Below are 25935 nucleotides of genomic sequence, written 5' to 3' on the forward strand. Positions count from 1 at the left end.
TCCTAATATAATCATAGACGGAATTGTTCGCCGAGATAAACTTGTTTCACCTGTTCATTATTGAGAACTTCTGCCGGAGTTCCCGATGCAATTAGGTGCCCTTGGCTCACGATATAGGCTTTTTCACATACGTCCAGTGTTTCACGTACATTATGGTCAGTGATTAACACTCCGAGACCACGATCGCGCAGATGTTCAATGATTTTCTTGATGTCATTAACCGAAATTGGGTCAACACCAGCGAAAGGTTCATCCAATAAAATGAACTGAGGGTTGGCCGCTAAAGCTCGAGCGATTTCCACCCTGCGTCGCTCACCCCCTGATAGTGCCATACCAGCACTGGTTCTGATGTGCTGGATGTGGAATTCTTCCAACAAATCTTCCAGTTTATCTTGGCGCTCTTCCCTCGTCATTTCTTGACGAGTTTCAAGTACGGCCATGATGTTATCTTCTACTGAAAGCTTACGGAAAATCGACGCTTCTTGCGGAAGATAGCCAATGCCAAGTCGTGAACGGCTATGCATCGGCAAAATACTGATGTCATTGTCGTCAATGGTAATGGTGCCTTCATCTCGAGGTACTAAGCCGACAATCATGTAAAACGAGGTGGTTTTACCCGCACCGTTTGGACCGAGCAGCCCAACAATCTGACCAGATTCAACTTCTAAGCTAACATCAGTGACGACTTTGCGTTTTTTGTAGCTTTTCGCCAAGTTTTTCGCACTCAGTACTGCCATATTAGTTCTCTATCTGATTGGGTTGCAAAATGGTCGTAACGCGCTCTTCCTTAGAGCTATCTGCGACTAGCTTTTGTTTACCAATTTGGTAACGAATCGAAGAACCTTTGATGGTGTTGTTGTCTTGCGCCAGCTGCGCTTGACCTTTCATGGTCAGTTCGTCTGTAGAAATACGGTAATCCAATTCCGTAGCTTGACCACTAAGTGTTTTACCATCGTCCATCAGCTGAGAAAACTTCGCAGGTTTACCAAATGCTTGAATCTGTTTAATTGCTTCGGTTTTAGGATCGCGAGTTACCACGATTCTATCAGCATCGATATTGATGCTCCCTTGCTTAAGAGATACATCGCCTTCAAAAACAACCTGGTTACTCTTCATATCCACCTGTTGGGTGTCTGAGTTTATGTAAACCGGCTGTTGAGTATCCGACTTGAGTGCCAGCGCTTGAGGCGCCGCCAATACCAGTGCCAGTAGGCTAAGGTGTAACGGTTTCATATCGACCTTGAACTTCATCTGTCAGAGTCGCAGTATGCTGTTTTAAGTTGCCTTGCATTGCGCCTCCAGTAGTTTCAAATTGTGGTCCAACCAACATCACTTGTTGGTCAGCTTTAAAATCACGATTGGTTAGATTAATGACCAATTTGTCTGTTGCCATGGTATCAAAACTCGCACCAGGCAGAAGATTTTGCATTAAGACTTTGTCATATAAAGTCAAAACTTGGTCTTCATCTAACACTGCTCTTGTGGCAGTCACCTTCCATTCAATGACGCTACCTTCACGGTAAACCATCAAAGTCGGGTTATTAAAAATAGTATCTCCACTCTTAGCATAATGGTCTAAGTTAGTGGAGCGAATGATGTAACTGCGGACACCATCTTCACCGTAGGTGATGTTTTCTAATCCAGAACCACTGAACATGGGCAGTTCAGAATCTGGTGCTACTTGAATTGCGTCGTTGCCTTTAGGGGTTAGTAGGTAATAACCGCACCACGCTACAACGAAGATCAAGAGCAAATAAATAAGGCGAGTAAAACTCATATAATGAAGGCCTATCGTTTAGCTCAGTACTTCCCTGACCATTGCCTTTATTCGTCTAATAAATGATTTAAATGTTTGTGCTGATATTACATCACGCCAGCTTTTAGTAAATCGTGCATGTTCAGTGCACCCACAATTTTTTCGTCTTTACATAAAATCAGAGCGTTAATGTTTTTATTCTGCATCAAGTTCAAACCTTCAACCGCCAGCATATCAGGGTGTGCTGTGGTTGGGTTTGTCGTCATGACCTCGCCAATTGCCGTCGTATGAATATCGATACGCTTGTCTAAGGTACGACGTAAATCACCATCGGTGAATATACCAAGCATAGCATCGTGCTCATCGACGATGGCTGTCATGCCTAACCCCTTTTCTGAAATTTCAAGCAAGGCATCGCGAATTAATGCGTCAGGAGAAACTTTAGGTAACGCTTCTCCAAAGTGCATAATATCAGACAACTTAAGTAGCAGTTTTCTCCCCAGTGCACCACCTGGGTGAGACAGGGCAAAATCTTCGGCAGAAAAACCACGAGCTTGAAGCAGAGCTACGGCTAATGCATCTCCCATCACTAATGTGGCAGTCGTACTGCTAGTTGGCGCCAGGCCTAACGGACAAGCTTCTTGAGGTACCGTAATTTGCAGGTGTAAGTCAGACAGCTTGGCCATATTTGATTCTGGCTTACCTGTCATGCTGATGATCTTAATATTCAGGCGCTTTAATACTGGAAATAGAGACAGAATTTCGTTTGATTCACCAGAGTTAGAAATTGCCAGCACAATGTCACCAGGGCTGATCATACCCAAGTCGCCATGTGCGGCTTCGCCTGGATGAACGAAAAACGCCGAAGTCCCTGTGCTTGCCAGAGTGGCGGCAATCTTGTTACCAATATGGCCTGACTTGCCAATACCCATAACGACAACTTTGCCGTTGTTGGAAAGGATAAGTTCACACGCTTTTTCAAATTGATCATCAAAGTAGGTATCTAGCTCTTGCAGAGCAGCAACTTCGATATCAAGAACTTGTTTAGCAGCAGCGCGAAAATCAAATTGATTGGACATATCAGATCTCTACTTATTGATCGTGGTAATTAAGCGGTCATGTTTGCGAATAAGTACACTTGGTAACCTAAGAAGCACACAAACAAGATGGCACCTTCAATACGGTTAATACTACGTGATTTACCCAAACACATCGCGACAAGTAACAATGAAACGCCTAACATGACCCAGAAGTCACGTCCCATCGCGTACTCACTGAGCACCGATGGATTAATGATGCCAGGAATCCCCATGACCGCCAGAATGTTAAACACATTCGAACCGATAATGTTACCGACAGCCATGTCGTCTTCACCCTTTAAAACTCCCGCAAGTGATGCGGCCAGTTCAGGCAGGCTAGTGCCAATGGCGATAATAGTTAGGCCGATAACAAGGTCGCTCATACCAAAGTGTTTAGCAATGATTACCGCGTTATCAACCAGCATGCTGGCTGCCAAAGGAAGCAGTATCAAGCCAATAACCACCCACATGATTGCTTTAGGGTTACTGACGCCTTCTGGGATCTCTGACTCTTGGTCATCAAGAAAAACATCACCTGATTTTTGCTCTTTGCGGCTGATTTGCAACATAGCAAATAAAAATGCCCCAAAGAGTACAAACAATAAGACACCCTCATAAAAACCGAGATGGCTATTCCAAAGCAGAATACCAGCGAGTACGGTTACGGCTATCATGAGTGGAAGTTCTCGGCGGATGACGGCGGAGCTAATCGACAAAGGCTTGATCAGCGCTGTAATACCTAGGATTAACGCAATGTTCGCTATGTTTGAGCCTAATACGTTACCCACCGCTGTATCTGTTTTACCATCCCAAGCAGCGGTTGCAGATACCATCATCTCAGGGGCAGATGAGCCCATCGCAAGGATTGTCATGCCGATGACAAGCGGGGAAATACCGACGTTGCGGGCTATCGCTGCAGAGCCAAAAACAAGTTTATCTGCACTCCAAACAAGCAAAACAAGACCGACTATAAGCAACGCAACGGCTTCGAGCATGAGAATTCCTAAGTATTAAATAAGTAAAATGAATAACCGCTAATTTTGACCTTTTGCGGCCTAAAATGGAAGATAAACGAAGAATAAATTAAAGGTTAGTAACGAAAATGTATGTAAATCTCACTCATTTAAATGAGCAATTCTGGTCTAGGATTTAAACACTTCGTGCTAATTAGGTCATAAACCATGAGAAATTGCAGGGATATAGTCGACTTTATTTAATTGAACAGTGCTTTAAATTCAACGCCAATGTGCTTATGATTGCAGCCTAATAAATGTACCGACGTTACTTTATTAAACGTAGAATTCAACTCCGATGAGTATCTGCTTGATGATTCCGTGAGTTGCAACGCTCCTACAGTAGAAGAGATGATATGTCGAACAACGATTTAGTCACCGTGAACAACCTCACTTTTTCACGGGGAGAACGCATGATCTTTGATGATATTGATCTGCATGTTCCTGAAGGCAAAGTGACGGCCATTATGGGACCATCGGGAATTGGTAAAACAACACTGCTGCGTTTGATTGGTGGTCAGTTGTATCCCGAGCAAGGAGAGATCTGGTTTGATGGCGACAATATTCCCTCTCTCTCGCGTAAAAAACTCTACCATGCTCGAAAGAAAATGAGCATGTTGTTCCAGTCAGGGGCTTTATTCACTGATTTGAATGTTTTTGATAATGTCGCCTTTCCATTGAGAGAGCATACCGATTTATCGGAAGATTTGATTCGCACCATGGTGTTACTCAAGCTCGAAGCTGTCGGTCTGCGCGGCGCGGCGCAATTAATGCCGAGTGAGCTTTCAGGTGGTATGGCAAGACGCGCTGCTTTGGCTCGTGCAATCGCACTTGACCCTGACTTGATCATGTACGATGAGCCGTTTGTGGGGCAAGACCCAATTACTATGGGCGTTTTGGTTGAGCTAATTAGCAATCTAAACCAAGCGTTAGGTTTGACCTCTATTGTGGTTTCTCACGACGTACCTGAAGTCATGAGTATTGCTGACTGGGTATACCTGATGGCCGATGGAAAAATCATCGCCTATGGTACGCCAGAAGAGCTGACTCAAAACTCTGATCCTCGTGTCCAGCAGTTCTTACAAGGTGATGCCGACGGTCCTGTGCCGTTTCGTTTCCCTTCTCAAAGTATCGAAAAGGACTTATTTGATGGTCGATAACTTCATTCACTTTGTCGCCTCGCAGGGTCGACGCACGCTTTCTATTTGCGGAGCATTTGGTCGTGCGACTTTCATGTTGATTGGGGCGCTATTTTCTAAGCCACAACCGATCAGAAGCTTTCCTCTGCTTGTTAAGCAACTTTATTCTGTTGGTGTTCAGTCGCTGGCGATCATCGTCGTATCTGGTCTGTTCATTGGAATGGTTTTGAGTCTACAAGGCTATGTTGTGTTGGTGGATTACGGCGCAGAAGGCAGTTTGGGGCAAATGGTAGCGCTTTCGTTACTCCGTGAATTAGGACCCGTTGTTACTGCACTTTTGTTTGCTGGTCGTGCCGGTTCTGCGTTAACCGCAGAGATAGGTCTAATGAAAGCAACGGAACAACTGTCTAGCCTTGAAATGATGGCGGTAGACCCATTGAAACGAGTGATTGCACCACGGTTTTGGGCTGGGGTTATCTCAATGCCTTTACTGGCTATGATTTTCATGGCTGTGGGAATTTGGGGAGCTCAGCTTGTTGGTGTTGACTGGAAAGGCGTTGATCACGGCAGTTTTTGGTCAGCGATGCAGTCCTCTGTTGAGCTAGGACAAGACATTGGTAACAGTATGATCAAATGTTTTGCGTTTGCAATTACGGTTACTTGGGTCGCTCTATTTAACGGTTATGATGCTATTCCAACATCGGAAGGGATCAGCCGAGCAACTACGCGCACTGTTGTGCATTCTTCTTTAGCAGTACTAGGATTAGACTTTGTACTGACCGCATTGATGTTTGGGAATTAATCATGCAACAAACACGTAAAACTGAATTATGGGTTGGCAGCTTTGTATTAGCGGGAATTTGCGCGATTCTTGTGATGATTTTTCAAGTTGCTGACGTAAAAAGCATTGGCTCTGGTGATACTTATACCCTCAAAGCCGAGTTCGATAATATTGGCAGTTTAAAAGTTCGTTCTCCCGTAAAAGTGGGGGGCGTTGTGATTGGTCGAGTAAGTAGTATTTCGCTTAACCCAGACAACTTATTGCCAGTTGTAACACTATCTATCAATAGCAAATACAATCAGTTCCCAGAAACGTCGAGCGTACAAATTTTGACATCTGGCCTGATTGGTGAGCAATACATTGGTTTAGTACCTGGCTTCGTTTTTGATGAAGAAGTCATGCTGGTGGATGGTGATACCATCGAAGACACCAAATCGGCGCTTGTGCTTGAAGACTTAATTGGTCAAGTACTATACAGCGTAGGTGGTTCAGACGACTCAAGTAAGGAATAACTATGTTAGCGAGATTACTACTTTCAGTTTGTGCTGTGTTTAGCGTCTTTGGAGCAACAGCAGCAGAGGTGGATAAAACTGAACCTTATAAGATGATGAAGCAGGTAGCTGAAGTCACGTTTGAAAGATTGAAAGCCGAACAGCCGAAAATCAAACAAGATCCAAATTTACTTAAAGTGATCGTTGAAGAAGAGCTAATGCCTTACGTCAACTACCGCTATGCAGGGTTAAAACTTCTTGGTCCAAACTTAAAAGGTGCTAAGCGTGAAGATGTACTTGAGTTTATCGATGCATTTCGTGCGTACCTGATTGCGTCTTATGCACAAGTGTTGACGCAATACTCTGACCAAAAAATTGAGTTTGGTCCTGAGCCTAGCATTGATGACTCTAAGCGTATTACAAGCATTAAAGTTGATATCATCGATACTCCGCGTCCAAACATCAAACTTGAGTTTAAACTGCGTAAAGACAACCAGTCTGGAGAGTGGGAAGCATTCGATATGATTGCAGAGGGCATTAGTTTACTTTCTAGTAAACAATCCGAATGGAACAGTAAAATTCGTCAAGAAGGCATTCTATCTGTTGCTAAAGACTTAGAAAAATTGGCCGCAGAACCGATCCGTTTCGAGGCGAAGAAATAATGGCCCAGACTCCCGTTCAGTGGCAATTGGATCAAAACATTCTTAAGCTAACAGGGGCACTTGATAGAGATACAGTGCCTTCATTGTGGGCGTATGCACAGCAATGGCAACCTGCTCAATCGGAGCTGGAATGCTCGCTAAAAGAGATAGAGCGCGTCGACTCTGCAGGAATGGTGATGTTAATCCACTTATTAGAGCATGCAAAAAAGCAAAACTGTCATATAATGCTCAGTTTCGTGCCGGCGCAACTGCGCACTTTGTTTCAACTGAGCAATGTTGAATCTTTAGTGGCCAAACACATACAGAATTATCAGGGGTAAATTGTGGATAGCGCAAAAGTACAACAGTTATTAGAAGAAGCACTAAACCTTCAAGAAGTGCATGTGAAAGGTGAAGGTAGCCACTATGAAGTGGTTGCTGTTGATGCTTGTTTCGATGGAATGAGCCGCGTTAAGAAGCAGCAGCTAATTTATGCTCCTCTGATGGAATACATCCAGCGTAACGACATTCACGCATTATCAATCAAAGCGTTCACACCAGAAGAGTGGGCTCGTGATAAGAAATTGATGTCGCTTTAAGGTTTATTGATGGAAAAGTTTCGAGTTATTGGGTCAGATAAACCACTAGTTGGTGAAGTGACCATTTCAGGTGCAAAAAACGCAGCACTGCCGATTTTATTTGCGTCTATCTTGGCGGAAGAGCCAGTAGAAGTGGCAAACGTACCACACCTTCGTGATATCGATACAACCATGGAATTGCTTAAGCGTTTAGGCGCGAAAGTAAGCCGCAATGGCTCTGTTCATGTTGATCCAAGCAGTATTACAGAATACTGCGCGCCTTATGATTTAGTGAAAACCATGCGTGCCTCTATTTGGGCTTTAGGTCCTTTGGTGGCGCGCTTTGGTCAAGGTCAGGTTTCTTTACCAGGCGGTTGTGCCATCGGTGCCCGTCCTGTGGATCTGCATATTTCTGGTTTAGAGCAGCTTGGCGCAACCATTACATTAGAAGATGGTTATGTGAAAGCAGAAGTGGATGGTCGTCTAAAAGGCGCGCACATCGTGATGGATAAAGTCAGCGTAGGCGCGACGATCACCATCATGTGTGCTGCAGCGCTAGCGGAAGGCACAACAACACTAGATAACGCTGCGCGTGAGCCTGAAATCGTCGATACCGCTGATTTCCTAAATAAGCTTGGCGCAAAAATCTCTGGCGCTGGCACAGATACCATTACGATTGAAGGTGTTGAGCGCCTAGGCGGTTGTAAACACAACGTGGTTGCTGACCGTATTGAGACGGGAACATTCCTTGTCGCAGCAGCAGTATCTGGCGGTAAAGTGGTATGTCGCAACACTAATGCTCATTTGCTTGAAGCGGTTCTCGCCAAGTTGGAAGAAGCTGGCGCGCTTGTCGAAACGGGTGAAGATTGGATCTCCGTTGATATGACCGACCGCGAGCTAAAAGCGGTAAGTGTACGTACTGCGCCACATCCTGGTTTCCCGACGGATATGCAAGCTCAATTTACGCTACTGAACATGATGGCGAAAGGTGGAGGCGTGATCACAGAGACTATCTTTGAAAACCGCTTTATGCACGTACCAGAACTCATGCGTATGGGCGCTAAAGCTGAGATCGAAGGCAATACGGTTATCTGTGGTGATGTTGAGTCACTCAGCGGTGCGCAAGTGATGGCAACCGATCTACGAGCTTCGGCTAGTTTGGTTATTGCAGGTTGCATTGCTAAAGGCGAAACCGTCGTTGATCGTATTTACCATATCGACCGTGGTTACGACAAAATCGAAAATAAACTGGCTGCACTTGGCGCAAATATTGAGCGAGTGAGCTAGGCAAGTTAAACTGCTCCGCAGGTAACTTGGATATCAAGAGAGCCGAAACCTGAGTTTCGGCTTTTTTATATCACTCTCATGACCATATTTTCCCTTTATGGAAAGAGAGATATTAATAGCTGTATCTGGCAAAAGCCGGTTCCTGGAGAACAAGAATGATTGCACTGTTACGTGTATTTGCTGTCGCTATCTTTGCGATTGTTATGTTTATTGGTGGTTGTGGTTACTGCCTATTAAGCCCTAGAAACCCTAAGCACGTTTTCACTTTTGGCCGTTTGTTTGCCAAGATGTCTCGTGTGTTTGGGATTAAGTTAGAGTTGCGTATCCCTGAAGATGCGTATTCACGCGGCCAACATGTTTACATTGCTAACCACCAGAACAACTGGGACATGTTTACTGTTTCTGCGGCTGTGACTCCGAAAGTTGTGACAGTAGGTAAAAAGAGCTTGGCTTGGATGCCACTGTTTGGTCAGCTTTACTGGCTTACGGGTAACATTCTGATTGACCGAGCGAATCGCTCTAAAGCAAAAGGTACTATCGATCAGGTCGTGAGCAGCATGAAAGAAAGTGATGTTTCGGTGTGGATGTTCCCTGAAGGCACGCGTTCTCGTGGGCGTGGTTTGCTGCCATTCAAAACAGGTGCTTTTCATGCGGCAATTGGTGCAGGTGTGCCAATCATTCCTATCGTATGTAGCTCGACGAATAAAATTAAGCTGAACCGTTGGAACAATGGTCATGTGATTGTTGAAATGCTACCTCCAATCAGCACTGAAGGCTATGGTAAAGAGGGCATTCGCGAGTTAGCGAATATCTGTCGTGAACAGATGAAAGAGAAGCTTGAATCGTTAGATGAAGAAGTCAAACAGCGTAATGCTGCTTAAGTTTTACTGCGATATCATCACGAAAAGACAATAAAAAACGGGTAGCCTGAGCTACCCGTTTTTTATGTTTGTCAGCAAGTACAATTATTTGCGAACTGCAATTGCTTCAATCTCGATGCCAACATCTTTTGGTAGGCGAGCCACTTCTACACAAGAGCGTGCAGGGTAGTTTGCTACGCCGTGCTCATCAAAGAACTTGCCGTAAACTTCGTTCACTGTGCCAAAGTCATTTAGGTCTTTAACAAAAACCGTTAGCTTTACAATATCAGATACTTTAAGACCTGAAGATTCAACTACAGCCTTTACGTTTTCTAGAGACTGACGAGCTTGTTCTGCGATATCAGCAGACACTTCACCTGTCGCTGGGTTTACTGGGATTTGGCCTGAAGTAAGAACCATGTTACCTAGATCTACGCCTTGAACGTAAGGACCGATTGCTGCTGGTGCAGACTCAGTGTGAAGTACTTTCGTCATTTGATTTTTTCCATCAGTTGTAGGGAATAAAGATTCTCAGTTTGCCTCTAAACCCTCGGTAGGTAAAGAGCAAAATACCCTGACATTGCAGGGTATTTTAAACGTATCACAGCCTAGTCGTGCGGCGTGTTTATCGCTCGGTTACGATCTCGCGTGAGAACACTTTCTCGCAGTATTTACACTTTAGGCGGATTTCTTGTTTCTTCTCGAACACGCTAAAGCTGCTTTCTACTGGTTCATTATGAGAAATACAGTTTGAATTCGGGCATTCAAATACATCATTGATGCGCTCAGGAAGCTCTAACGCGAGCTTTTTCACCACTTCATAATTCTCGATTTGATTCACGGTCGCGTGAGGAGCATACAACGCTAGCTTGCTCGCTTGCTCTTCATTGATAAACACATTTTCGATTTTGAGTAGATCTTTATGACCGAGTGCTGATGATGGCAAGTTCAGTCCAATCGTTACGCGTTGTGATGAATTGTGCATATCGAACAGTCTTAATACTTTGATGCCGATTTGCGCAGGGATGTGGTCGATGACCGTACCATTTTTGATTGCTTCTACCTGCAATTGAGTTTCTTTAGCCATGATTTTTCCCCTCGATTACAGTGTTTCGTTTAGAACAAGCGCCAGCAGTGCTTGGCGAGCATACACGCCATTTTGAGCTTGCTGGAAGAAGTAAGCATGAGGCGTTTTATCAACATCAGTTGTAATTTCATCCACACGTGGTAGTGGGTGCAGTACTTTCAAGTTCTCACGCGCGCCTTCTAGTAGTGCCGCCGTTAGGATGTAAGCCGACTTAATATGTGCGTATTCCGATTCGTCAAAGCGTTCTTTCTGTACGCGTGTCATGTACAGAATATCCAGTTCAGGAATCACACTTTCCATGTCTGTGTGTAGGCTATATTGAATGCCAGCTTCGTCTAGTTCTTCGCAGATGTAATCTGGCATTGCCAGCGCATCTGGTGCAACAAAGAAGAAGCGGATGTTGTTAAACTTTGCTAAGGCTTGAGTCAGTGAGTGCACTGTGCGGCCATATTTTAGGTCACCTACGAATGCGACGTTCAGGTTGTCTAGACGCCCTTGTGTTTCCGCGATGGTGTATAGGTCGAGTAGCGTTTGAGTTGGGTGTTGGTTTGCACCGTCGCCCACGTTGATCACTGGCACGCCATTTGAAAATTCAGATGCCAAGCGAGCGGCGCCTTCTTGTGGATGACGCATCACAAAGGCATCGACGTAAGAAGAGATGACTTGTACTGAATCTGCGAGTGTTTCGCCTTTCTTCGCCAGAGAGGTATTACCATCATTATCAAAGCCAATCACGTCACCACCAATGCGCTGAATCGCTGTTTCAAACGATAAACGTGTACGTGTTGATGGTTCAAAGAAACAACTTGCAACGACTTTGTTTTTAATCAGTTCTGGTCGAGGTGCTTTTTTAAGGCTACCTGCTGTTTCTACGATAAGTTCCAGTTCTTCGCGTGAAAGCTCTGGAATAGAGATGATGTGCTTCTGGTAAAGCGAGTTCGCCATGATCTTCTTCCCTATAACATTGATGACTACATCCAAATAACCGAAAGGAATTTTGGACATAAAAAAACCTCCCCAATGGGGAGGTTTTAAAATTCAATAGAATTAACGAAAATAACACCACGTAAGCGTAGTCGCTTAGCGAGAGCAAATCGCGTTTTTACGTCAGCAATCAGCGTGGTCATTTCTTAATCCTCAGACAAATTGCCGAGCATTATACGCTTAACTTTCGTGAGCGCAAGCGATTACATCATGGTTTTTATCGGCTGTTTTTGCGCACTGGTTTAGCTTCCTAGCGTCGCAACCATCACGGCTTTGATGGTATGCATACGGTTTTCAGCTTCGTCGAATACGATGGAGTATTCCGATTCAAATACCTCTTCTGTTACTTCAAGGCCTTTCATACCGTATTTTTCAGCGACTTCTTTGCCGACGGTGGTTTCATCATTGTGGAAAGCTGGAAGGCAGTGCATGAATTTCACATGTGGATTACCCGTTTGCTCAATCACGTCCATATTGATTTGATAAGGTGTCATTAACGCTACACGTTCATCCCATGCCTCGGCAGACTCACCCATAGACACCCAAACGTCGGTGTATAGGAAGTCACAACCTTTCACACCTTCCTCAACGCTTTCTGTTAACGTGATTTTTGCACCGGTTTGTTGCGCGATAGTTTGACAAGTTGCCACGAGCTCTTCTTCAGGCCAGAACGCTTTTGGCGCGACAAGGCGAATATCCATGCCCATTTTCGCTGCGCCCACCATAAGTGAGTTACCCATGTTGTTGCGCGCATCACCTAGGTAAGCGAAGGTTATTTCATGCAGCTGTTTACCACGGCCGTGCTCTTGCATGGTCAGGAAGTCAGCAAGGATCTGGGTTGGGTGGAACTCATCCGTTAAACCATTCCACACTGGAACACCAGCATAAGTACCAAGCTCTTCAACAATGGATTGGCCAAAGCCTCGGTATTCAATCCCGTCGTACATACGACCAAGAACACGAGCTGTGTCTTTCATCGATTCCTTATGACCGATCTGCGAGCCAGAAGGGCCGATGTAAGAGACTTGAGCACCTTGGTCAAAGGCAGCGACTTCAAACGCACATCGGGTACGAGTCGAAGATTTCTCAAAGATTAGTGCGATGTTTTTACCTTGAAGTTTCTTCTGCTCTATTCCTGCATATTTAGCTTTTTTCAGCTCTGCAGACAGTTCGAGCAAAAACTGGATTTCTTTGGTTGAGAAGTCCAATAGCTTCAAAAAGTTGCGGTTACGTAAATTGAAAGCCATAGCTCGTCCCTTAGTACATGTGATTAGATTAATAGAATTTATTAAAACATATAAATGCTTTTATTGTGAATGATTATTTTTAATTAAAGCTAAAAAAGGTTGATGTATTCACATCAACCTTAGTTTTGATTCACCTAATGTAAAGGGACGAGTAAGTTATATATCGTCTCGTTCTATTGGACAGCTCATACAGCGAGCGCCACCGCGACCACGACCAAGCTCGTTACCAGGTACTGTCAGTACTTTGATGCCAGCTTTATCGTATTTTTCGTTGGTGTATACGTTGCGTTCGTAACCAATTACTACGCCCGGTTTTACAGTTAGAACGTTATTGGCATCATTCCATTGTTCGCGTTCCGCTTCATAGCTGTCGCCACCAGTGGTGATGATTTTCAGCTGATCTAAGCCAAGAGCGGACTCAATCGCGTGCAGATAGTTATGTGAGGCTTCAACATGCATTTCACCGTTGCCTTTTGGTGTTAAGCGCCATGTGTCGAGATCTTTGCGCATGATCTCTGGGTAAACAGAGAAAGTATCTACATCCATATGGGTCATCACGGTGTCTAAATGCATACATGAGCGGTGTTTAGGCAGATCAATTGCAATCACCTCGGTAGCTTGGCCTGCTTTAAATAGGCTTGCTGCAAGGTTCTCTACACCTTGTGCAGTCGTACGCTCAGACATACCGATAAGAACTGCACCTTTACCAATAACCAACACATCACCGCCTTCGACATTCGCATTATCATAATGCAGATCATCGTCACCGAAGTATTTGATAAAATCTTGGCCAGCAAAAATTGGGTGCCAACGATAAATCGCACGTAAGTGGTTTGTTTCACGTTGGCGTGCAGGCATCATCATCGGGTTAAGAGAAACGCCGCCATAAACCCAGCATGAGGTATCACGAGTAAAGAGGTGATTAGGCAGTGGCTCAATAACAAAGTCGAGAGGACGCTTCATTTTTGGCAGCATAGAAGATGAGGAGATCGGTAGCTCTGAGTAAGCTAAGCCACCTAAAAAGATGCAGGCAAGGTGTTCATCATCCATTTCTGAAAAGTATTGGCGTAGGTCTCGCGCAAAGGTTGGCCCGTAACGAAAGTCAGAAATCTGAGTGTTCAGCAGCCATTGTTTTGCTTCTGGAACAGCGAGGGTTTCGACCAGTAAATCGTGGAGGAGAAGCACTTCAACGTCTTGCTCGCGCAGCGTACGTGCGAATGCATCGTGCTCTTCACCTGCCGCTTCTACAGCAAGAACGTCATCAAATAGCAACTCATGACAGTTTGACGGAGTTAAGTGGGTTAGGGCGCGTTCAGGGCGATTTAATAGAACTCGTCGAAGTTGACCAACTTCTGATCCAACGTACAGCTTGCTCATTTTGTATCCTTACAAATTTTCCAGCCATTAGTTATGACAAGCTTCCTAGAAAGATGCAAGTTATCAAGCTTTGTTTATATTCTGGTATTTCTGGTTTTGTGAGTTTTTTATTTTTATTTTTATTCTTATGAAATTTATTATTAGATATAAATGCTATTTTACTAAAATTAGAGTGCGTGCGTTTTTATTCTAATTTTCCCGTTGAGAAAGAATACATGCACAGTGCATAAAACGTGCATTTTTATTCTAAATTATGCATTATTAAAGTGAATTTATTCGTTATGCATCTTCGTTTTACACGTGAGTGTATTCAAGAAAGCATCATAAACACGCATAGAAAGAGAAAATAACCACATTAAGTGTCAATTAGGATGTTCTGAATATTAAAAAACGCCATTCTTTGTTAATTTTTTGTTTCTTTGTGTGGTCGGTTTAATATTTAGATTCAAATAACCGATAAGAATCGCAGTGGTATGATGTTTGTTTGTGGCTTTTCATCGCAATCCATGCCATATTTCACCGGATCAGCATACTCAGTATCGGGTATTGTGTTTCCATCAAGTAACTAATCTGGAGCCAAAACATGTCTCACGAAGATGAATATCTATCAGTAGAAGAATTAATTGAGATTCAAAAGGAAGAGACTCGCGATATCATTGCAGCATTGCTAGAAGATGGCAGCGATCCAGATTCGCTATACGAAATTGAGCACCACCTGTTTGCAGAAGATTTTGACACGCTAGAAAAAGCGGTAGTTGAAGCATTCAAGATGGGCTTTGAAGTTCTTGAAGCAGAAGAAACTGAAGATGAAGATGGTAACAAGTTGCTTTGCTGTGATGCGACTATGGAGTCCGCACTAGATGCAGAAGCGATTGATGCGCAAGTTGAAAAATTGATTCACTTGGCAGAAAAATACGACATCATCTATGACGGTTGGGGTACGTACTACGAAGGCGAAGATGCGCTTTACCCTGAAGAAGATGAAGACGACGAGTAATCAAAGCTCACTACTTTTGGAAAAACCAGCGTTTAACGCTGGTTTTTTTATACCTTGAAAAACTGACGAATGTGGAGGCGATAAATAATTCACATTGAGTTTATAGGGGATTTCTCCCTATAATGCGTGAAAATTGATCTAGCTCAAGGTGTATATGCAACTCTCACTCGCCGGTTTATGGCAAGTCTCTCCACTGACGGACCTTTCTATCCCACAGGATGACATTACTTTCCCTGCTCCTTTGAGTCAGGTATTGCCAGTTGAAATGACAGAAGAAGCAATTCGTCAGCAAGAGTGGCACCTGATGCATGACATTGAAGTGGATGAATCCATGATGGCATTCCCAGCGGTAGAAATGGTGTTGGGTGGTGTGGATTACCATGCAGAAGTGCGTTTGAACGGAGTAGCATTGTTTGACTGTGACGGTTCTCAAAATGTCTACAAGAAAGACATTCGCCCGTTCATGCAGATGGGGCGCAACCGTTTTGAGATCCTATTCCTTGAGGAAGAAGAAGATCTTCTGTTGGATGAGGATAAACCGGAGTTGTGTTCACTTGCAGATCATGAATACCAAAAGAGTGACGAGCGCTTAGGGGTATGGCAAGAGCCGTATCTGCAGTTTATTCGCAATGTGCGTTTAGACCGCGTGGCTACTGAACAGATTTGGCACCACGGTGGTGGTTGTGAGTTTAAGGTGGATTTGTACTACCAAACTTTTGCGCCGGGTTTAGTATCGGCATCGGTTAAGTTCAATGGCATGACTTACCATATTCCTATTGATGTCCGAGCGGAGCATGCGAGCGCTTTATTCCAGATCGAAGCGCCAAAGTATGCCGATCTTACTGATCCTGATCCAAGTGATCTCTACCAGTTGTCTGTTGAGTTGGATGGGCAGCACCAAAACTTCACTGTTGCCTTGAGCCAGGAGCTTTGTGTTACCCATGTTGTGCTTTAACTCTTAGTAATGCTCTTTATTACAGTGTTTTAAGCATCACTACTTCACATGCATCATGCCCTGTTTGTCCAAGCGGGGTATCGAGATGCTCAAAGCCTAGCTTTTCATACAAGCTTACCGCTTCTCTCAGACATTCAGTTGTCTCTAAATAGCACTGCTGATACCCAAATTGTTTCGCCAATTGTAAGCTCAATGCGACGATGCGTTTGGCTAAACCGTGCCCTCGTATTTGAGGTAAGAAGTACATCTTTTGTAGTTCACACACATTTGGCTCGCCAGCTAAAGGGGCAAAGCCACCGCCACCAACGATCTCTCCGCGATGTTCAATGACCCAGTAGGCGGCCCTGTTTTGATTGTAAACCGAATACATATCATCAAGCGTTGGATCGGCCACACCATAGCCTTTGTCTGCGGTTAAGCCGTATTCTGCAGAGACTTTACGAATCACATCTGCGACTTGCGGGTTGTCTGCTTTAGTAAGAGGTCGAAGAACGTATTCCTCAGCCTGACACACTTTTGTTAGCCCTTTTAGGTAAGTCTCTAGACCAAGTTTGAGTTGCTCTTGCTCGCTGTCATCGAGTTGGGTAAGCAGCTGTTCAAAGAAGTGGTTTTGCTGTTGGTCCAGTTGCGATAACGCCTGTTGGCCTTGCTCTGTAATCGCTACGAGTTGACTACGTTTGTCTTTTGGGTTTTCGATGCTCTCGACCAAACCTAATTTAATCAAACCAGTAACGGTTCGGCTCGCGTTGGACTTGTCGACATTAAGCTGCTGTGCCAGCTGATTGATGGTCAATGGCTGCAATTGGATTTCACCCAATGCGTGCGCTTGCACTGGAGTGAGAGCGACATCGCCGCATTGTTTATCAAGCATACCAAGCAATCGGACGGCTTGACGGGAGTAGTGTCGAAGTTGACGAGCGTTCATTATCACTTACCTCTAAAAATAAAGTTGCGCACCGCAATTAAATTAATTGCGGTGCGCAACCTTGTCAATGGTAAATGTCATTTTTCTCGTTAGGAGACGTAGTGAGCCTCCATGTTTAAGCATGGTGATGTAAACAAAACTGCGGTGCTGGAGCTTTTTCTGATGATTTACGCATCCATACTTTCTCGTGGAAGTAGTAAGCCACCGTGTTCAAACTCGGCTCTAGCATCGCCATTACGCCGCCGACAAATGCATCACCTGTTAGTAAGTAAACCACGGTAAAAGCGACGCTGAAGTGCACGGTCGCAAAGCTTGCGGTTTTTAATTTGGTCATCCACTGACGAGCTTTAAGTGCTGGGACTTTTGCCCATGCCTTTTCATGAAAGTAGAAGGCTACGGTGTTCACTGAAGGCTCAATCATGGCAATTAAACTACCAATTAGAATGTCGCCTGTGAGTACGTAAGCGACACTAAATGCGATAGTAAAATGCAGTGCTGCGAAAGTTAGTGTCTTTTTCATGATAATTACTCAATCGTGTTTGTTTCGATGAGTTCATTATCGATAATAATTCTCATTAATGCTAATGAATGATGAGTATTGTTGCGATAGGGGAAAGCTATTGATGATGGTTTTTGGTGAAAGATATACAAAAAAGGTTGACCATGATGGCCAACCTTTGGATTCAAAGTGAGAAGTGTTAGTTCTTCTCTTTCACTGAGGCTTAAAGTGCAGCGATCGTTGTCTTCTGCTCTTCTAGCTTAGCTAGTGTCTCTTTGTAGCCTTCAAGCTTCTCACGCTCTTTAGCAACAACAGCTTCAGGTGCTTTCGCTACAAAGCCTTCGTTGCCAAGTTTGCCTTCGATACGCTTGATTTCGCCGTGCGTCTTCTTGATTTCGCCATCTAGACGAGCAAGCTCTGCATCTTTGTCGATCAAACCCGCCATTGGGATCATCAGCTCAGACTTGCCAACCAGTGCCGTTGCACACGCTGGAGTTTGTTCGCCAGCTTCAAGCACGCGTACTGCTTCTAGCTTTGCTAGTGACATCAGTACTTGCTTGCTTGCTTCTAGACGAGAGGCATCTTCTGCATTTGCTGCTTTCAGCATAACGTCAAGCGGCTTACCAGGGTTGATGTCGTATTCAGCACGTAGGTTACGGATGCTGGTAATGAACGCCTTCACCCATTCGATATCATCTAGCGCTTCTTGGTTGAAGTTTGCTTCGTCGAATTGAGGCAGTGCTTGAAGCATGATTGTCTCACCTTCTACACCTTCAACTAGTGGCTTGATGCTTTGCCAGATAGTTTCAGTGATGTAAGGAATCACAGGATGAGCCAGACGTAGAGTCTTCTCAAGTACCGTGATTAGTGTACGGCGAGTACCACGCTGTTGCGCTTCAGTACCTTTCCATAGAACGGGTTTAGTTAGCTCTAGGTACCAGTCACAGAATTGGTTCCAGATGAATTCGTAAAGCGTGTTCGCAGCCATATCTAGACGGAAGTTGTCGATATGGTTGTTGAACGCTTTCGCTGCAAGTTCAAACTGAGACTCGATCCATTTGTCTGCTAGTGAGTATTCAATCTCACCACCGTTGAAGCCACAATCTTGCTCTTCTGTGTTCATCATTACGTAACGGCTTGCGTTCCATAGTTTGTTACAGAAGTTACGGTAACCCTCAAGACGCTTCATATCCCAGTTGATATCACGACCTGTTGATGCCATTGCTGCAAGAGTGAAACGCAGTGCGTCTGTACCGTATGCTTCGATACCGTTTTCAAACGTCTTACGAGTGTTCTTCTCGATCTTCTTCGCTAGTTGAGGCTGCATCATGTTGCCACAACGCTTCTCTACGAGAGACTCTAGGTCGATACCATCGATCATGTCGATTGGGTCAAGTACGTTACCTTTCGACTTAGACATCTTGTCGCCGTTTTCGTCACGGATTAGACCAGTAACGTAAACCGTTTTAAATGGTACTTGCGGCTTGCCGTTTTCGTCTTTCACGAAGTGCATGGTCATCATGATCATGCGCGCAACCCAGAAGAAGATGATGTCGAAACCAGTTACTAGAACGTCTGAAGGGTGGAATACTTTCAGATCGTCAGTTTGCTCTGGCCAACCTTGAGTACCGAACGTCCATAGTGCAGAAGAGAACCACGTATCCAGTACGTCTTCGTCTTGGTGAAGTTCAATGACAGACTCTAGGTTGTTGTTCTTACGAACTTCTTCTTCAGTGCGACCTACGTAAACATTACCTTGGTTGTCGTACCAAGCTGGGATGCGGTGACCCCACCATAGCTGACGAGAGATACACCAGTCTTGAACGTCACGCATCCAAGAGAAGTACATGTTTTCGTATTGCTTAGGAACGAATTGGATGTCGCCGTTTTCTACTGCTTCAACTGCGGTTTTCGCTAGAGGCGCAGTACGTACGTACCATTGGTCAGTTAGCATTGGTTCGATAACCACGCCACCACGGTCGCCGTAAGGAACTTGTAGATCGTGATCTTTCACTTCTTCAAGTAGGCCTAGCTCGTCGAATTCAGCAACGATAGCTTTACGAGCGGCAAAACGCTCCATACCGTGGTATTTAGCTGGTAGCTCAGTGCTGTAAGCGTCGCTTGCTTCGCCGTTAGTGTTGAATACTTCTGCTGAGTCGCGGATGTTCGCGTCGAAAGTCAGAATGTTGATCATTGGTAGCTGGTGGCGCTTACCTACTTCGTAGTCGTTGAAGTCGTGCGCAGGTGTGATTTTCACACAGCCAGTACCTTTTTCCATATCTGCGTGCTCATCGCCCACGATTGGGATGCGACGATCAACGATAGGAAGGATGATTTCTTTACCGATAAGATCTTTGTAACGTGGATCTTCTGGGTTAACTGCAACACCCGTATCGCCTAGCACGGTCTCTGGACGAGTCGTTGCAACAACGATGTAGTCTTTGCCATCCGCTGTTTTAGCGCCATCTGCTAGTGGGTAGCGGAAGTGCCACATGTGGCCTTTAGTGTCTTTGTTCTCTACTTCTAGATCTGAAATCGCTGTGTGTAGCTTTGGATCCCAGTTAACTAGACGCTTACCGCGGTAGATTAGATCGTCTTCGTACAGACGTACGAACACTTCTTGGACGGCGTTAGATAGACCATCGTCCATCGTGAAGCGTTCACGATCCCAGTCTACAGATGCGCCAAGACGACGAAGCTGCTTAGTGATAGTGCCGCCAGATTCGCCTTTCCATTCCCAGATTTTGTCGATGAAAGCTTCACGACCGTAATCGTGTTTTGTTTTGCCTTCTTCTGCAGCGATCTTACGCTCAACAACCATCTGAGTTGCGATACCAGCGTGGTCAGTACCTACTTGCCAAAGGGTGTTTTTACCCTTCATACGTTCACAACGGATAAGCGTATCCATGATCGTATCTTGGAACGCGTGGCCCATGTGTAGGCTACCAGTGACGTTCGGTGGCGGGATCATGATGCTGTATGATTCTTTAGTAGTGTCACCGTGTGGCTTAAAGTAGCCTTTCTCTTCCCAAGTCTGATACAGAGCTTGTTCGATTGAAGTTGGGTTGTATGTCTTTTCCATAGCGCTCTTTTAATGGATACGTTGATGGTTGAATCTTAGTCAATCTTTATAAGTGAGGGATCTTAACAAGATCGCCTTAACTATAAGGATTGACCGTTAAGGATATTGAATTTCGATCGTTTGCAGCTGGTAACCTGCTTGACGGTAAATTTTATATCTTTCTCTTGCGAGTTGTTTAGCTTTTTCTTCGCAGGGCACGAAGTCTACCACTTGAGCAAACTTGTTCGCAAAGGTTGTCTCATTTTCCGCCAAATTAATTACCAGCTGGCGGTTCCAATTAGGTTTTACACCTTCATGGCCGATTTCAATATTGGTGGCGTATTTCGGTCCTTCGCCTACAAGATTATGTGCCATGAACTTGTCTGCATCAATTTGCCAAAAGGCTTCAGCGAGCTGCTCGGCATGCGGTTTGTCTTGGCAGTTCAGATACACTTTTGCGCCTTGACGAGCAAAGTGCTGAGCCAAAAACACGATGTATTCTTCAAAGCCAGTCACCGTTGCTTGCGGGCTCTCTTCATTAATGATGTAGAAGGTTGCTGTTTGCATCATTCTCTCACTTGCCGATGGTCTCTTCCTGAAACCATATTAAATCCGATTTTCAATCAAGAAAATCGAGGTAATAAAAAAGGGCCTTGCGGCCCTTTTAGATTCTGTTCAGAAATTACTCTTCTGTCTCTTGGCCGCTGCGGTTCAAAAGGAATTGGACAAGCATTGAGACAGGACGGCCCGTTGAGCCTTTCGCTGCGCCTGATTTCCACGCGGTACCTGCGATATCGACGTGTGCCCAGTTGTACTTCTTCGCGAACTTAGATAAGAAGCAACCCGCAGTAATTGTGCCACCAGGGCGACCACCAATGTTTGCCATATCCGCAAACGGGCTCTTCAACTGTTCGTGGTACTCGTCTGCCATTGGTAGACGCCATGCACGGTCACTCGCTTGCTCAGAAGCATTTACTAGCTCATGAGAAAGAGGGTTGTGGTTAGAGATAACGCCACTGATGTGGTGACCTAGTGCGATAACACAAGCGCCGGTTAGCGTTGCAACATCAACAACACAGTCTGGTTCGAAACGCTCTACATAAGTCAGTGCGTCACAAAGAACAAGACGACCTTCCGCATCCGTGTTCAGAACTTCTACAGTTTGACCAGACATGGTCGTTAGGATGTCACCTGGACGGTACGCGTTGCTGCCAGGCATGTTTTCACAGCCAGCTAGAACACCAATAACGTTGATTGGTAGGTTCAGCTTCGCTAGCGCTTTCATTGTACCGAATACCGATGCCGCACCACACATGTCGTACTTCATCTCATCCATACCTTCGCCCGGCTTTAGAGAGATACCGCCTGAGTCGAAGGTTAGACCTTTACCTACGAGCACAATCGGTTTTGCATCTGAGTCAGGGTTACCTTTGTACTCGATGATAGACATCATAGATTCGTTTTTAGAACCACGGCCTACTGCTAGGTAAGAGGTCATACCCAGTTTTTCCATCTCTTGCTCACCAATGATTTTGGTGGTTACGGTTTCGTAATCGTCCGCTAGACGACGAGCTTGAGAAGCAAGGTAAGCTGGATTAGCTACGTTTGGCGGCATGTTGCCAAGGTCTTTTGAGGCTTTGACACCTGATGCAATAGCAAGACCATGAGTGATTGCTTTTTCACCCAAGTTCAATTCACGACGCGTTGGTACGTTGAAAACAAGCTTGCGCAGTGGGCGGCGAGTCTCAGGTTTCACGCTCTTGAATTGATTAAATGTGTATAGACCATCTTTAGTCGCTTCTACAGCCTGGCGCACTTTCCAGTATGTATCACGACCCTTAACATGCAGTTCAGTTAGGAAACATACCGCTTCCATTGAGCCTGTCTCGTTAAGTGTGCTGATCGTCTTTTGAATGATTTCCTTGTACTGGCGCTCGCCAAGTTCACGCTCTTTGCCGCAACCGACAAGTAAAACGCGCTCTGACAAAACACCTGGTACTTGATGCAGTAGCAGCATCTGACCAGGTTTACCCTCTAGATCACCACGGCGAAGTAGTGAACTGATGTAACCGTCACTGATTTTATCAAGTTGTTCGGCTACTGGAGAAAGGCGACGTGGTTCAAACACACCAACAACGATACATGCGCTACGTTGTTTCTCTGGACTGCCACTTTTTACACTGAACTCCATGCGTACTCCTACATCCTGAAGACAAATTGCTCTAAATGTTAGATAATGATCGCTTACTTGTTGAATTTTAGCTCCAGGCTTACATGCAGAGCTGATTAAGCGACTAACATCTAGTTTATAATTTTTAAAAAAATAAATGGTTCAACGGGAAACTATAGTGATTCGACCAAAAAAACAAGTTTTGTATAGGTAATTTCAGCGTGATTATTGTTAGATATTTGATCCGCGAAACACTCAAGAGCCAATTTGCGATTTTTTTCGTACTTTTTTTGGTGTTTGTAAGCCAGAAATTCATAAGTGTTCTTGCTGATGCTTCTGATGGGGATATTCCTGCTGGATTGATTTTCTCTATTGTTGGTTTGAACATGCCAGCAATGGGTCTGTTAATGCTGCCTTTAAGTCTGTATATCGGCATATTGATCACATTTGGTCGTCTGTATGCAGAGAGCGAAATTGTCGTAATGAACGCGACAGGTATTGGTAATAAATTCTTGGTTCAAGCAGCCTTATACCTAGCGTTGATTACTTCAGCGGTGGCGGCTTTCAATGCGTTGTGGCTATCGCCGTGGTCTCAAGACCGCGTTGAGCAGCTTTATGAGCAGGTAGCGTCAGAAAACAGCGTTGACCTACTTAAAAAAGGTCAGTTCCAAGGTACACCAGACGGTTCATCGGTTGTGTTCATCGATGACATTAAAGACAATACCTTGAGCAACGTTTTTGTTGCGCAGATGCGCCCTCGAGATTCAGTGTTACCGAGTGTGATGTTCTCATCTTCTGGTGAAGTAAAAGAGCTTTCGGACGGTCGTCAGATCATCACTATGAAAGAAGGTACGCGTTATGAAGGTGTGCCTACTCGCGTTGAATATATGATCACGAAATTCGATGAATACGAAGGTGTTATCGGCCAACGTGAGGTCAAAAAGAAAGGGCGAGACTGGGAAGCATACCCAACGGTTGACTTGATAGGTCACCCAGATCCAGAGGCGCAAGCGGAGCTACAATGGCGAATTTCGTTATTTGTGTGTATTCCACTCTTAACAATGCTCGTTATTCCTTTGTCTGCGGTGAATCCGCGTCAGGGACGGTTTGCCAAAATGGGGCCTGCGATTCTGATCTATCTAGCGTATTTCTTGGCGATCAGTGCAACCAAATCTGCATTAGAAGATGGTGACATCCCGGCTGCTATTGGTATGTGGCCAATCAATGCGATGTTGCTGATTGTTGCTATCATGGCGAATATGATGGACAGCGTTGCTGCTAGACGAATAAAAGACAAATTCCGCAAGAAGAGGCTCGCGTAAGCTGTGTTCAAAATCTTAGACCTTTACATCGGTAGAACCATCATCTCTACCACTGCCTTGGTTTTAGCGACGTTTGTTGGCTTATCGGGCATCATCAAATATGTAGAACAGCTACGTAAAGTAGGGCGAGGTGTGTACGACCTCACTCATGCGTTGTACTTTGTGTTACTCAGTGTGCCGCGTGATATCGAAATGTTCTTTCCAATGGCGGCATTACTCGGTGCCCTGATCGGCTTAGGTATGTTGGCTTCAAGCTCTGAGCTGGTGGTGATGCAAGCTGCTGGTTTCTCTAAGCTGGATATCGGGTTATCGGTACTAAAAACGGCCGTCCCGCTCATGATTGTCGTTATGGCGTTAGGTCAATGGGGCGCTCCTGAGGCCCAGAAGATGGCCCGTGACTTACGTGCGTTTGCGATATCAGGTGGTAGCATTGTGTCTGTGCGCTCAGGTGTGTGGGCTCGTGACGCAAACGACTTTATCTTTATAGGTAAAGTCGAAGACGACAAACTTTATGCTTTAAATATGTGGCGTTTTGATGATGATAAGAATCTACAAAAAGTTATTTTCGCCGAAGAAGTCGACTACCAACAAGATAACAACTGGCTGATGCGCTACGTACAAATTACGGACATGGAAAATGAAAACGTAATTTCAAAGCAAGACATCGAACAGATGGAGTGGCACACCTCTTTGGCACCGGATAAGCTAGCTGTGGTGACCGTGAAGCCAGAAGAACTGTCACTGAGCGGTTTGTATGATTATGTGACTTACCTAAAAGCATCGGAACAAGATGCATCTCGCTATGAGTTGGCGTTTTGGCGTAAGTTGACTCAGCCGCTTTCAATTGCTGTGATGATGTTAATGGCGCTATCTTTTGTTTTCGGTCCACTCAGAAGCGTGACCATGGGGGCAAGGGTATTGTCGGGCGTGGTTGCCGGGTTTACTTTTTACATATCCAGTGAGTTCTTTGGCCCATTAAGCTTGGTGTATGGCATATCCCCAGTGTTTGGTGCTTTGGCCCCGAGTTTGGTGTTCTTAGCTATTGCGATTGCACTACTACGAAGAAAGCTATAACTGAAGCATCATCGAATAAACCAAGTTTTACCGAACCAAATGTAAAAGGAAGGCATTACGCCTTCCTTTTTTGTGTTCCTAGACAAGTTAGTTTGCCTTGGGTAATACAACAACCTCTGTTTTGGCCCAAATGTCGTGGAAACCACGTTTCTTCGGATCAATCGGTACAGTCAAATTTGCCAAGCCAAAGCCAGATGTCGAAATACGAATCAGAGCTTGAGTTACCGTAATTGGTGCTCCGTCTTTGGCATTGCGAACTCGAAGTTTCCAAGCGCGCATCCCAAGAGTTTGTCCTGCTCGCGTCCAGAAGAACACAAAGAAATATATCCACACACCCGCAAGATAAAGTGTAAATAGAGGGCTCAATACAGGGTGCTTTCCGAGCATATCTGCGGCATCAGCGTACTCGCCATAGCTCAACAATCCTGCTGCATTTAGTGCAAACACAACGGCCATAACAATACCAGCGGCCATCATTTCAATTGCGATAATAATCAATGTGTCGTAAATCAACGCTGCAAGTCGGCGAAAGAGACCAGCAGGTGGAAGAGTTGTAGACGTTGTCATTATTCCATCACTTACCTTAAAAATTGTGCGTCAGAATATAGATTC

Annotated in this window: 29 protein-coding genes; 12 read left to right on the forward strand and 17 right to left on the reverse strand. The window is 44.9% G+C overall.

Features of this window, described 5'->3' with window-relative positions:
- Positions 1-11: 11 nt before the first annotated feature.
- From lptB to UQW94_RS09655, 5 genes are all read right to left on the reverse strand, one after another.
- On the reverse strand, positions 12-737 hold the full coding sequence (gene lptB / locus UQW94_RS09635) for an LPS export ABC transporter ATP-binding protein (RefSeq protein ID WP_005381111.1): 726 nt from the start codon (positions 735-737) through the stop codon (positions 12-14).
- A gap of 1 nt (position 738) precedes the next feature.
- Entirely contained in the window at positions 739-1233 is a 495-nt protein-coding gene (gene lptA / locus UQW94_RS09640; RefSeq protein ID WP_005381109.1) for a lipopolysaccharide transport periplasmic protein LptA, read from the reverse strand.
- Complete coding sequence (gene lptC, locus UQW94_RS09645) at positions 1214-1777, reverse strand: LPS export ABC transporter periplasmic protein LptC (RefSeq protein ID WP_005381106.1); 564 nt, start codon at positions 1775-1777, stop codon at positions 1214-1216. The genes lptA and lptC overlap by 20 nt, the downstream gene beginning before the upstream one ends.
- Before the next feature lie 86 nt (positions 1778-1863).
- Positions 1864-2835 carry an arabinose-5-phosphate isomerase KdsD gene (gene kdsD, locus UQW94_RS09650; RefSeq protein WP_005381104.1) on the reverse strand — a complete coding sequence of 324 codons (972 nt, stop codon included), beginning with the start codon at positions 2833-2835 and terminating at the stop codon, positions 1864-1866.
- 29 nt (positions 2836-2864) lie between these two features.
- Positions 2865-3830, reverse strand: coding sequence for a calcium/sodium antiporter (locus tag UQW94_RS09655; RefSeq protein WP_005381102.1), 966 nt, complete (start codon positions 3828-3830; stop codon positions 2865-2867).
- 374 nt (positions 3831-4204) lie between these two features.
- Here UQW94_RS09655 and mlaF point away from each other — a divergent pair, with 374 nt between their 5' ends.
- From mlaF to UQW94_RS09695, 8 genes are all read left to right on the forward strand, one after another.
- Positions 4205-5008 (forward strand): phospholipid ABC transporter ATP-binding protein MlaF, encoded by an 804-nt coding sequence (gene mlaF / locus UQW94_RS09660; protein ID WP_005388422.1) that lies wholly within the window; start codon positions 4205-4207, stop codon positions 5006-5008.
- Complete coding sequence (gene mlaE, locus UQW94_RS09665) at positions 4998-5789, forward strand: lipid asymmetry maintenance ABC transporter permease subunit MlaE (protein WP_322142216.1); 792 nt, start codon at positions 4998-5000, stop codon at positions 5787-5789. Before mlaF ends, mlaE begins: the two co-directional genes overlap by 11 nt.
- Positions 5790-5791: 2 nt before the next feature.
- Positions 5792-6280 (forward strand): outer membrane lipid asymmetry maintenance protein MlaD, encoded by a 489-nt coding sequence (gene mlaD / locus UQW94_RS09670; RefSeq protein WP_115386306.1) that lies wholly within the window; start codon positions 5792-5794, stop codon positions 6278-6280.
- A 2-nt stretch (positions 6281-6282) separates the two neighbouring features.
- Complete coding sequence (gene mlaC / locus UQW94_RS09675) at positions 6283-6921, forward strand: phospholipid-binding protein MlaC (RefSeq protein WP_005381098.1); 639 nt, start codon at positions 6283-6285, stop codon at positions 6919-6921.
- Positions 6921-7241: an STAS domain-containing protein gene (locus UQW94_RS09680; RefSeq protein WP_054728869.1), complete on the forward strand. Its 321-nt coding sequence runs from the start codon at positions 6921-6923 to the stop codon at positions 7239-7241. Before mlaC ends, UQW94_RS09680 begins: the two co-directional genes overlap by 1 nt.
- A 3-nt stretch (positions 7242-7244) precedes the next feature.
- Positions 7245-7499 carry a BolA family iron metabolism protein IbaG gene (gene ibaG, locus UQW94_RS09685; RefSeq protein ID WP_005381092.1) on the forward strand — a complete coding sequence of 85 codons (255 nt, stop codon included), beginning with the start codon at positions 7245-7247 and terminating at the stop codon, positions 7497-7499.
- Between the two features lie 9 nt (positions 7500-7508).
- Entirely contained in the window at positions 7509-8765 is a 1257-nt protein-coding gene (murA, locus tag UQW94_RS09690) for a UDP-N-acetylglucosamine 1-carboxyvinyltransferase (RefSeq protein ID WP_005388419.1), read from the forward strand.
- A 155-nt stretch (positions 8766-8920) separates the two neighbouring features.
- On the forward strand, positions 8921-9646 hold the full coding sequence (locus UQW94_RS09695) for a 1-acylglycerol-3-phosphate O-acyltransferase (protein WP_005381088.1): 726 nt from the start codon (positions 8921-8923) through the stop codon (positions 9644-9646).
- Between the two features lie 84 nt (positions 9647-9730).
- Here the strand turns inward: UQW94_RS09695 and UQW94_RS09700 are convergent, their stop codons facing one another.
- The 6 genes from UQW94_RS09700 to arcA all read right to left on the reverse strand — a co-directional run bounded on the left by UQW94_RS09700 (position 9731) and on the right by arcA (position 14320).
- Entirely contained in the window at positions 9731-10120 is a 390-nt protein-coding gene (locus UQW94_RS09700; protein ID WP_005381087.1) for a RidA family protein, read from the reverse strand.
- Between the two features lie 130 nt (positions 10121-10250).
- A complete protein-coding gene (gene pyrI, locus UQW94_RS09705; RefSeq protein ID WP_005381086.1) occupies positions 10251-10712 on the reverse strand; it encodes an aspartate carbamoyltransferase regulatory subunit in 462 nt (153 codons plus the stop codon).
- Positions 10713-10727: 15 nt separating this feature from the next.
- Entirely contained in the window at positions 10728-11657 is a 930-nt protein-coding gene (pyrB, locus tag UQW94_RS09710) for an aspartate carbamoyltransferase (RefSeq protein ID WP_322142588.1), read from the reverse strand.
- Positions 11658-11743: 86 nt separating this feature from the next.
- The gene (locus tag UQW94_RS09715) at positions 11744-11839 is read right to left on the reverse strand and encodes a hypothetical protein (RefSeq protein ID WP_005381084.1); all 96 of its coding nucleotides are present in this window, start codon (positions 11837-11839) and stop codon (positions 11744-11746) included.
- A gap of 99 nt (positions 11840-11938) precedes the next feature.
- Complete coding sequence (locus UQW94_RS09720) at positions 11939-12943, reverse strand: ornithine carbamoyltransferase (protein ID WP_322142217.1); 1005 nt, start codon at positions 12941-12943, stop codon at positions 11939-11941.
- A gap of 156 nt (positions 12944-13099) precedes the next feature.
- Complete coding sequence (gene arcA / locus UQW94_RS09725; RefSeq protein WP_005381082.1) at positions 13100-14320, reverse strand: arginine deiminase; 1221 nt, start codon at positions 14318-14320, stop codon at positions 13100-13102.
- A 583-nt stretch (positions 14321-14903) separates the two neighbouring features.
- Between arcA and rraB the strand changes: the two genes are divergently transcribed.
- Both rraB and UQW94_RS09735 read left to right on the forward strand, forming a co-directional pair.
- Positions 14904-15317 carry a ribonuclease E inhibitor RraB gene (gene rraB / locus UQW94_RS09730; protein WP_005381081.1) on the forward strand — a complete coding sequence of 138 codons (414 nt, stop codon included), beginning with the start codon at positions 14904-14906 and terminating at the stop codon, positions 15315-15317.
- A gap of 154 nt (positions 15318-15471) precedes the next feature.
- Positions 15472-16272, forward strand: coding sequence for a glycosyl hydrolase 2 galactose-binding domain-containing protein (locus UQW94_RS09735; RefSeq protein WP_017821847.1), 801 nt, complete (start codon positions 15472-15474; stop codon positions 16270-16272).
- A 19-nt stretch (positions 16273-16291) separates the two neighbouring features.
- On the opposite strand, the gene UQW94_RS09740 is transcribed toward UQW94_RS09735, so the two are convergent.
- From UQW94_RS09740 to pepA, 5 genes are all read right to left on the reverse strand, one after another.
- On the reverse strand, positions 16292-17197 hold the full coding sequence (locus UQW94_RS09740) for a bifunctional helix-turn-helix transcriptional regulator/GNAT family N-acetyltransferase (RefSeq protein ID WP_318071109.1): 906 nt from the start codon (positions 17195-17197) through the stop codon (positions 16292-16294).
- Positions 17198-17312: 115 nt separating this feature from the next.
- Positions 17313-17717, reverse strand: a complete 405-nt coding sequence (locus tag UQW94_RS09745) for a DUF2061 domain-containing protein (protein ID WP_005381078.1) — start codon at positions 17715-17717, stop codon at positions 17313-17315.
- Positions 17718-17919: 202 nt separating this feature from the next.
- Positions 17920-20778 carry a valine--tRNA ligase gene (locus tag UQW94_RS09750; protein WP_025767623.1) on the reverse strand — a complete coding sequence of 953 codons (2859 nt, stop codon included), beginning with the start codon at positions 20776-20778 and terminating at the stop codon, positions 17920-17922.
- A 96-nt stretch (positions 20779-20874) separates the two neighbouring features.
- Positions 20875-21324 carry a DNA polymerase III subunit chi gene (locus UQW94_RS09755; protein WP_009703970.1) on the reverse strand — a complete coding sequence of 150 codons (450 nt, stop codon included), beginning with the start codon at positions 21322-21324 and terminating at the stop codon, positions 20875-20877.
- 115 nt (positions 21325-21439) lie between these two features.
- Positions 21440-22948 carry a leucyl aminopeptidase gene (gene pepA, locus UQW94_RS09760; RefSeq protein WP_005381073.1) on the reverse strand — a complete coding sequence of 503 codons (1509 nt, stop codon included), beginning with the start codon at positions 22946-22948 and terminating at the stop codon, positions 21440-21442.
- Positions 22949-23148: 200 nt separating this feature from the next.
- Here pepA and lptF point away from each other — a divergent pair, with 200 nt between their 5' ends.
- Together lptF and lptG are read left to right on the forward strand one after the other, a co-directional pair.
- The gene (gene lptF / locus UQW94_RS09765; RefSeq protein WP_005381072.1) at positions 23149-24249 is read left to right on the forward strand and encodes an LPS export ABC transporter permease LptF; all 1101 of its coding nucleotides are present in this window, start codon (positions 23149-23151) and stop codon (positions 24247-24249) included.
- 3 nt (positions 24250-24252) lie between these two features.
- Positions 24253-25323: an LPS export ABC transporter permease LptG gene (gene lptG, locus UQW94_RS09770; RefSeq protein ID WP_005381071.1), complete on the forward strand. Its 1071-nt coding sequence runs from the start codon at positions 24253-24255 to the stop codon at positions 25321-25323.
- A gap of 87 nt (positions 25324-25410) precedes the next feature.
- Here the strand turns inward: lptG and UQW94_RS09775 are convergent, their stop codons facing one another.
- Positions 25411-25890: an RDD family protein gene (locus tag UQW94_RS09775; protein ID WP_005381070.1), complete on the reverse strand. Its 480-nt coding sequence runs from the start codon at positions 25888-25890 to the stop codon at positions 25411-25413.
- Between the last annotated feature and the right edge of the window lie 45 nt (positions 25891-25935).

This window comes from Vibrio sp. PBL-C16 (assembly GCF_034321865.1).
GTDB lineage: Bacteria > Pseudomonadota > Gammaproteobacteria > Enterobacterales > Vibrionaceae > Vibrio > Vibrio alginolyticus.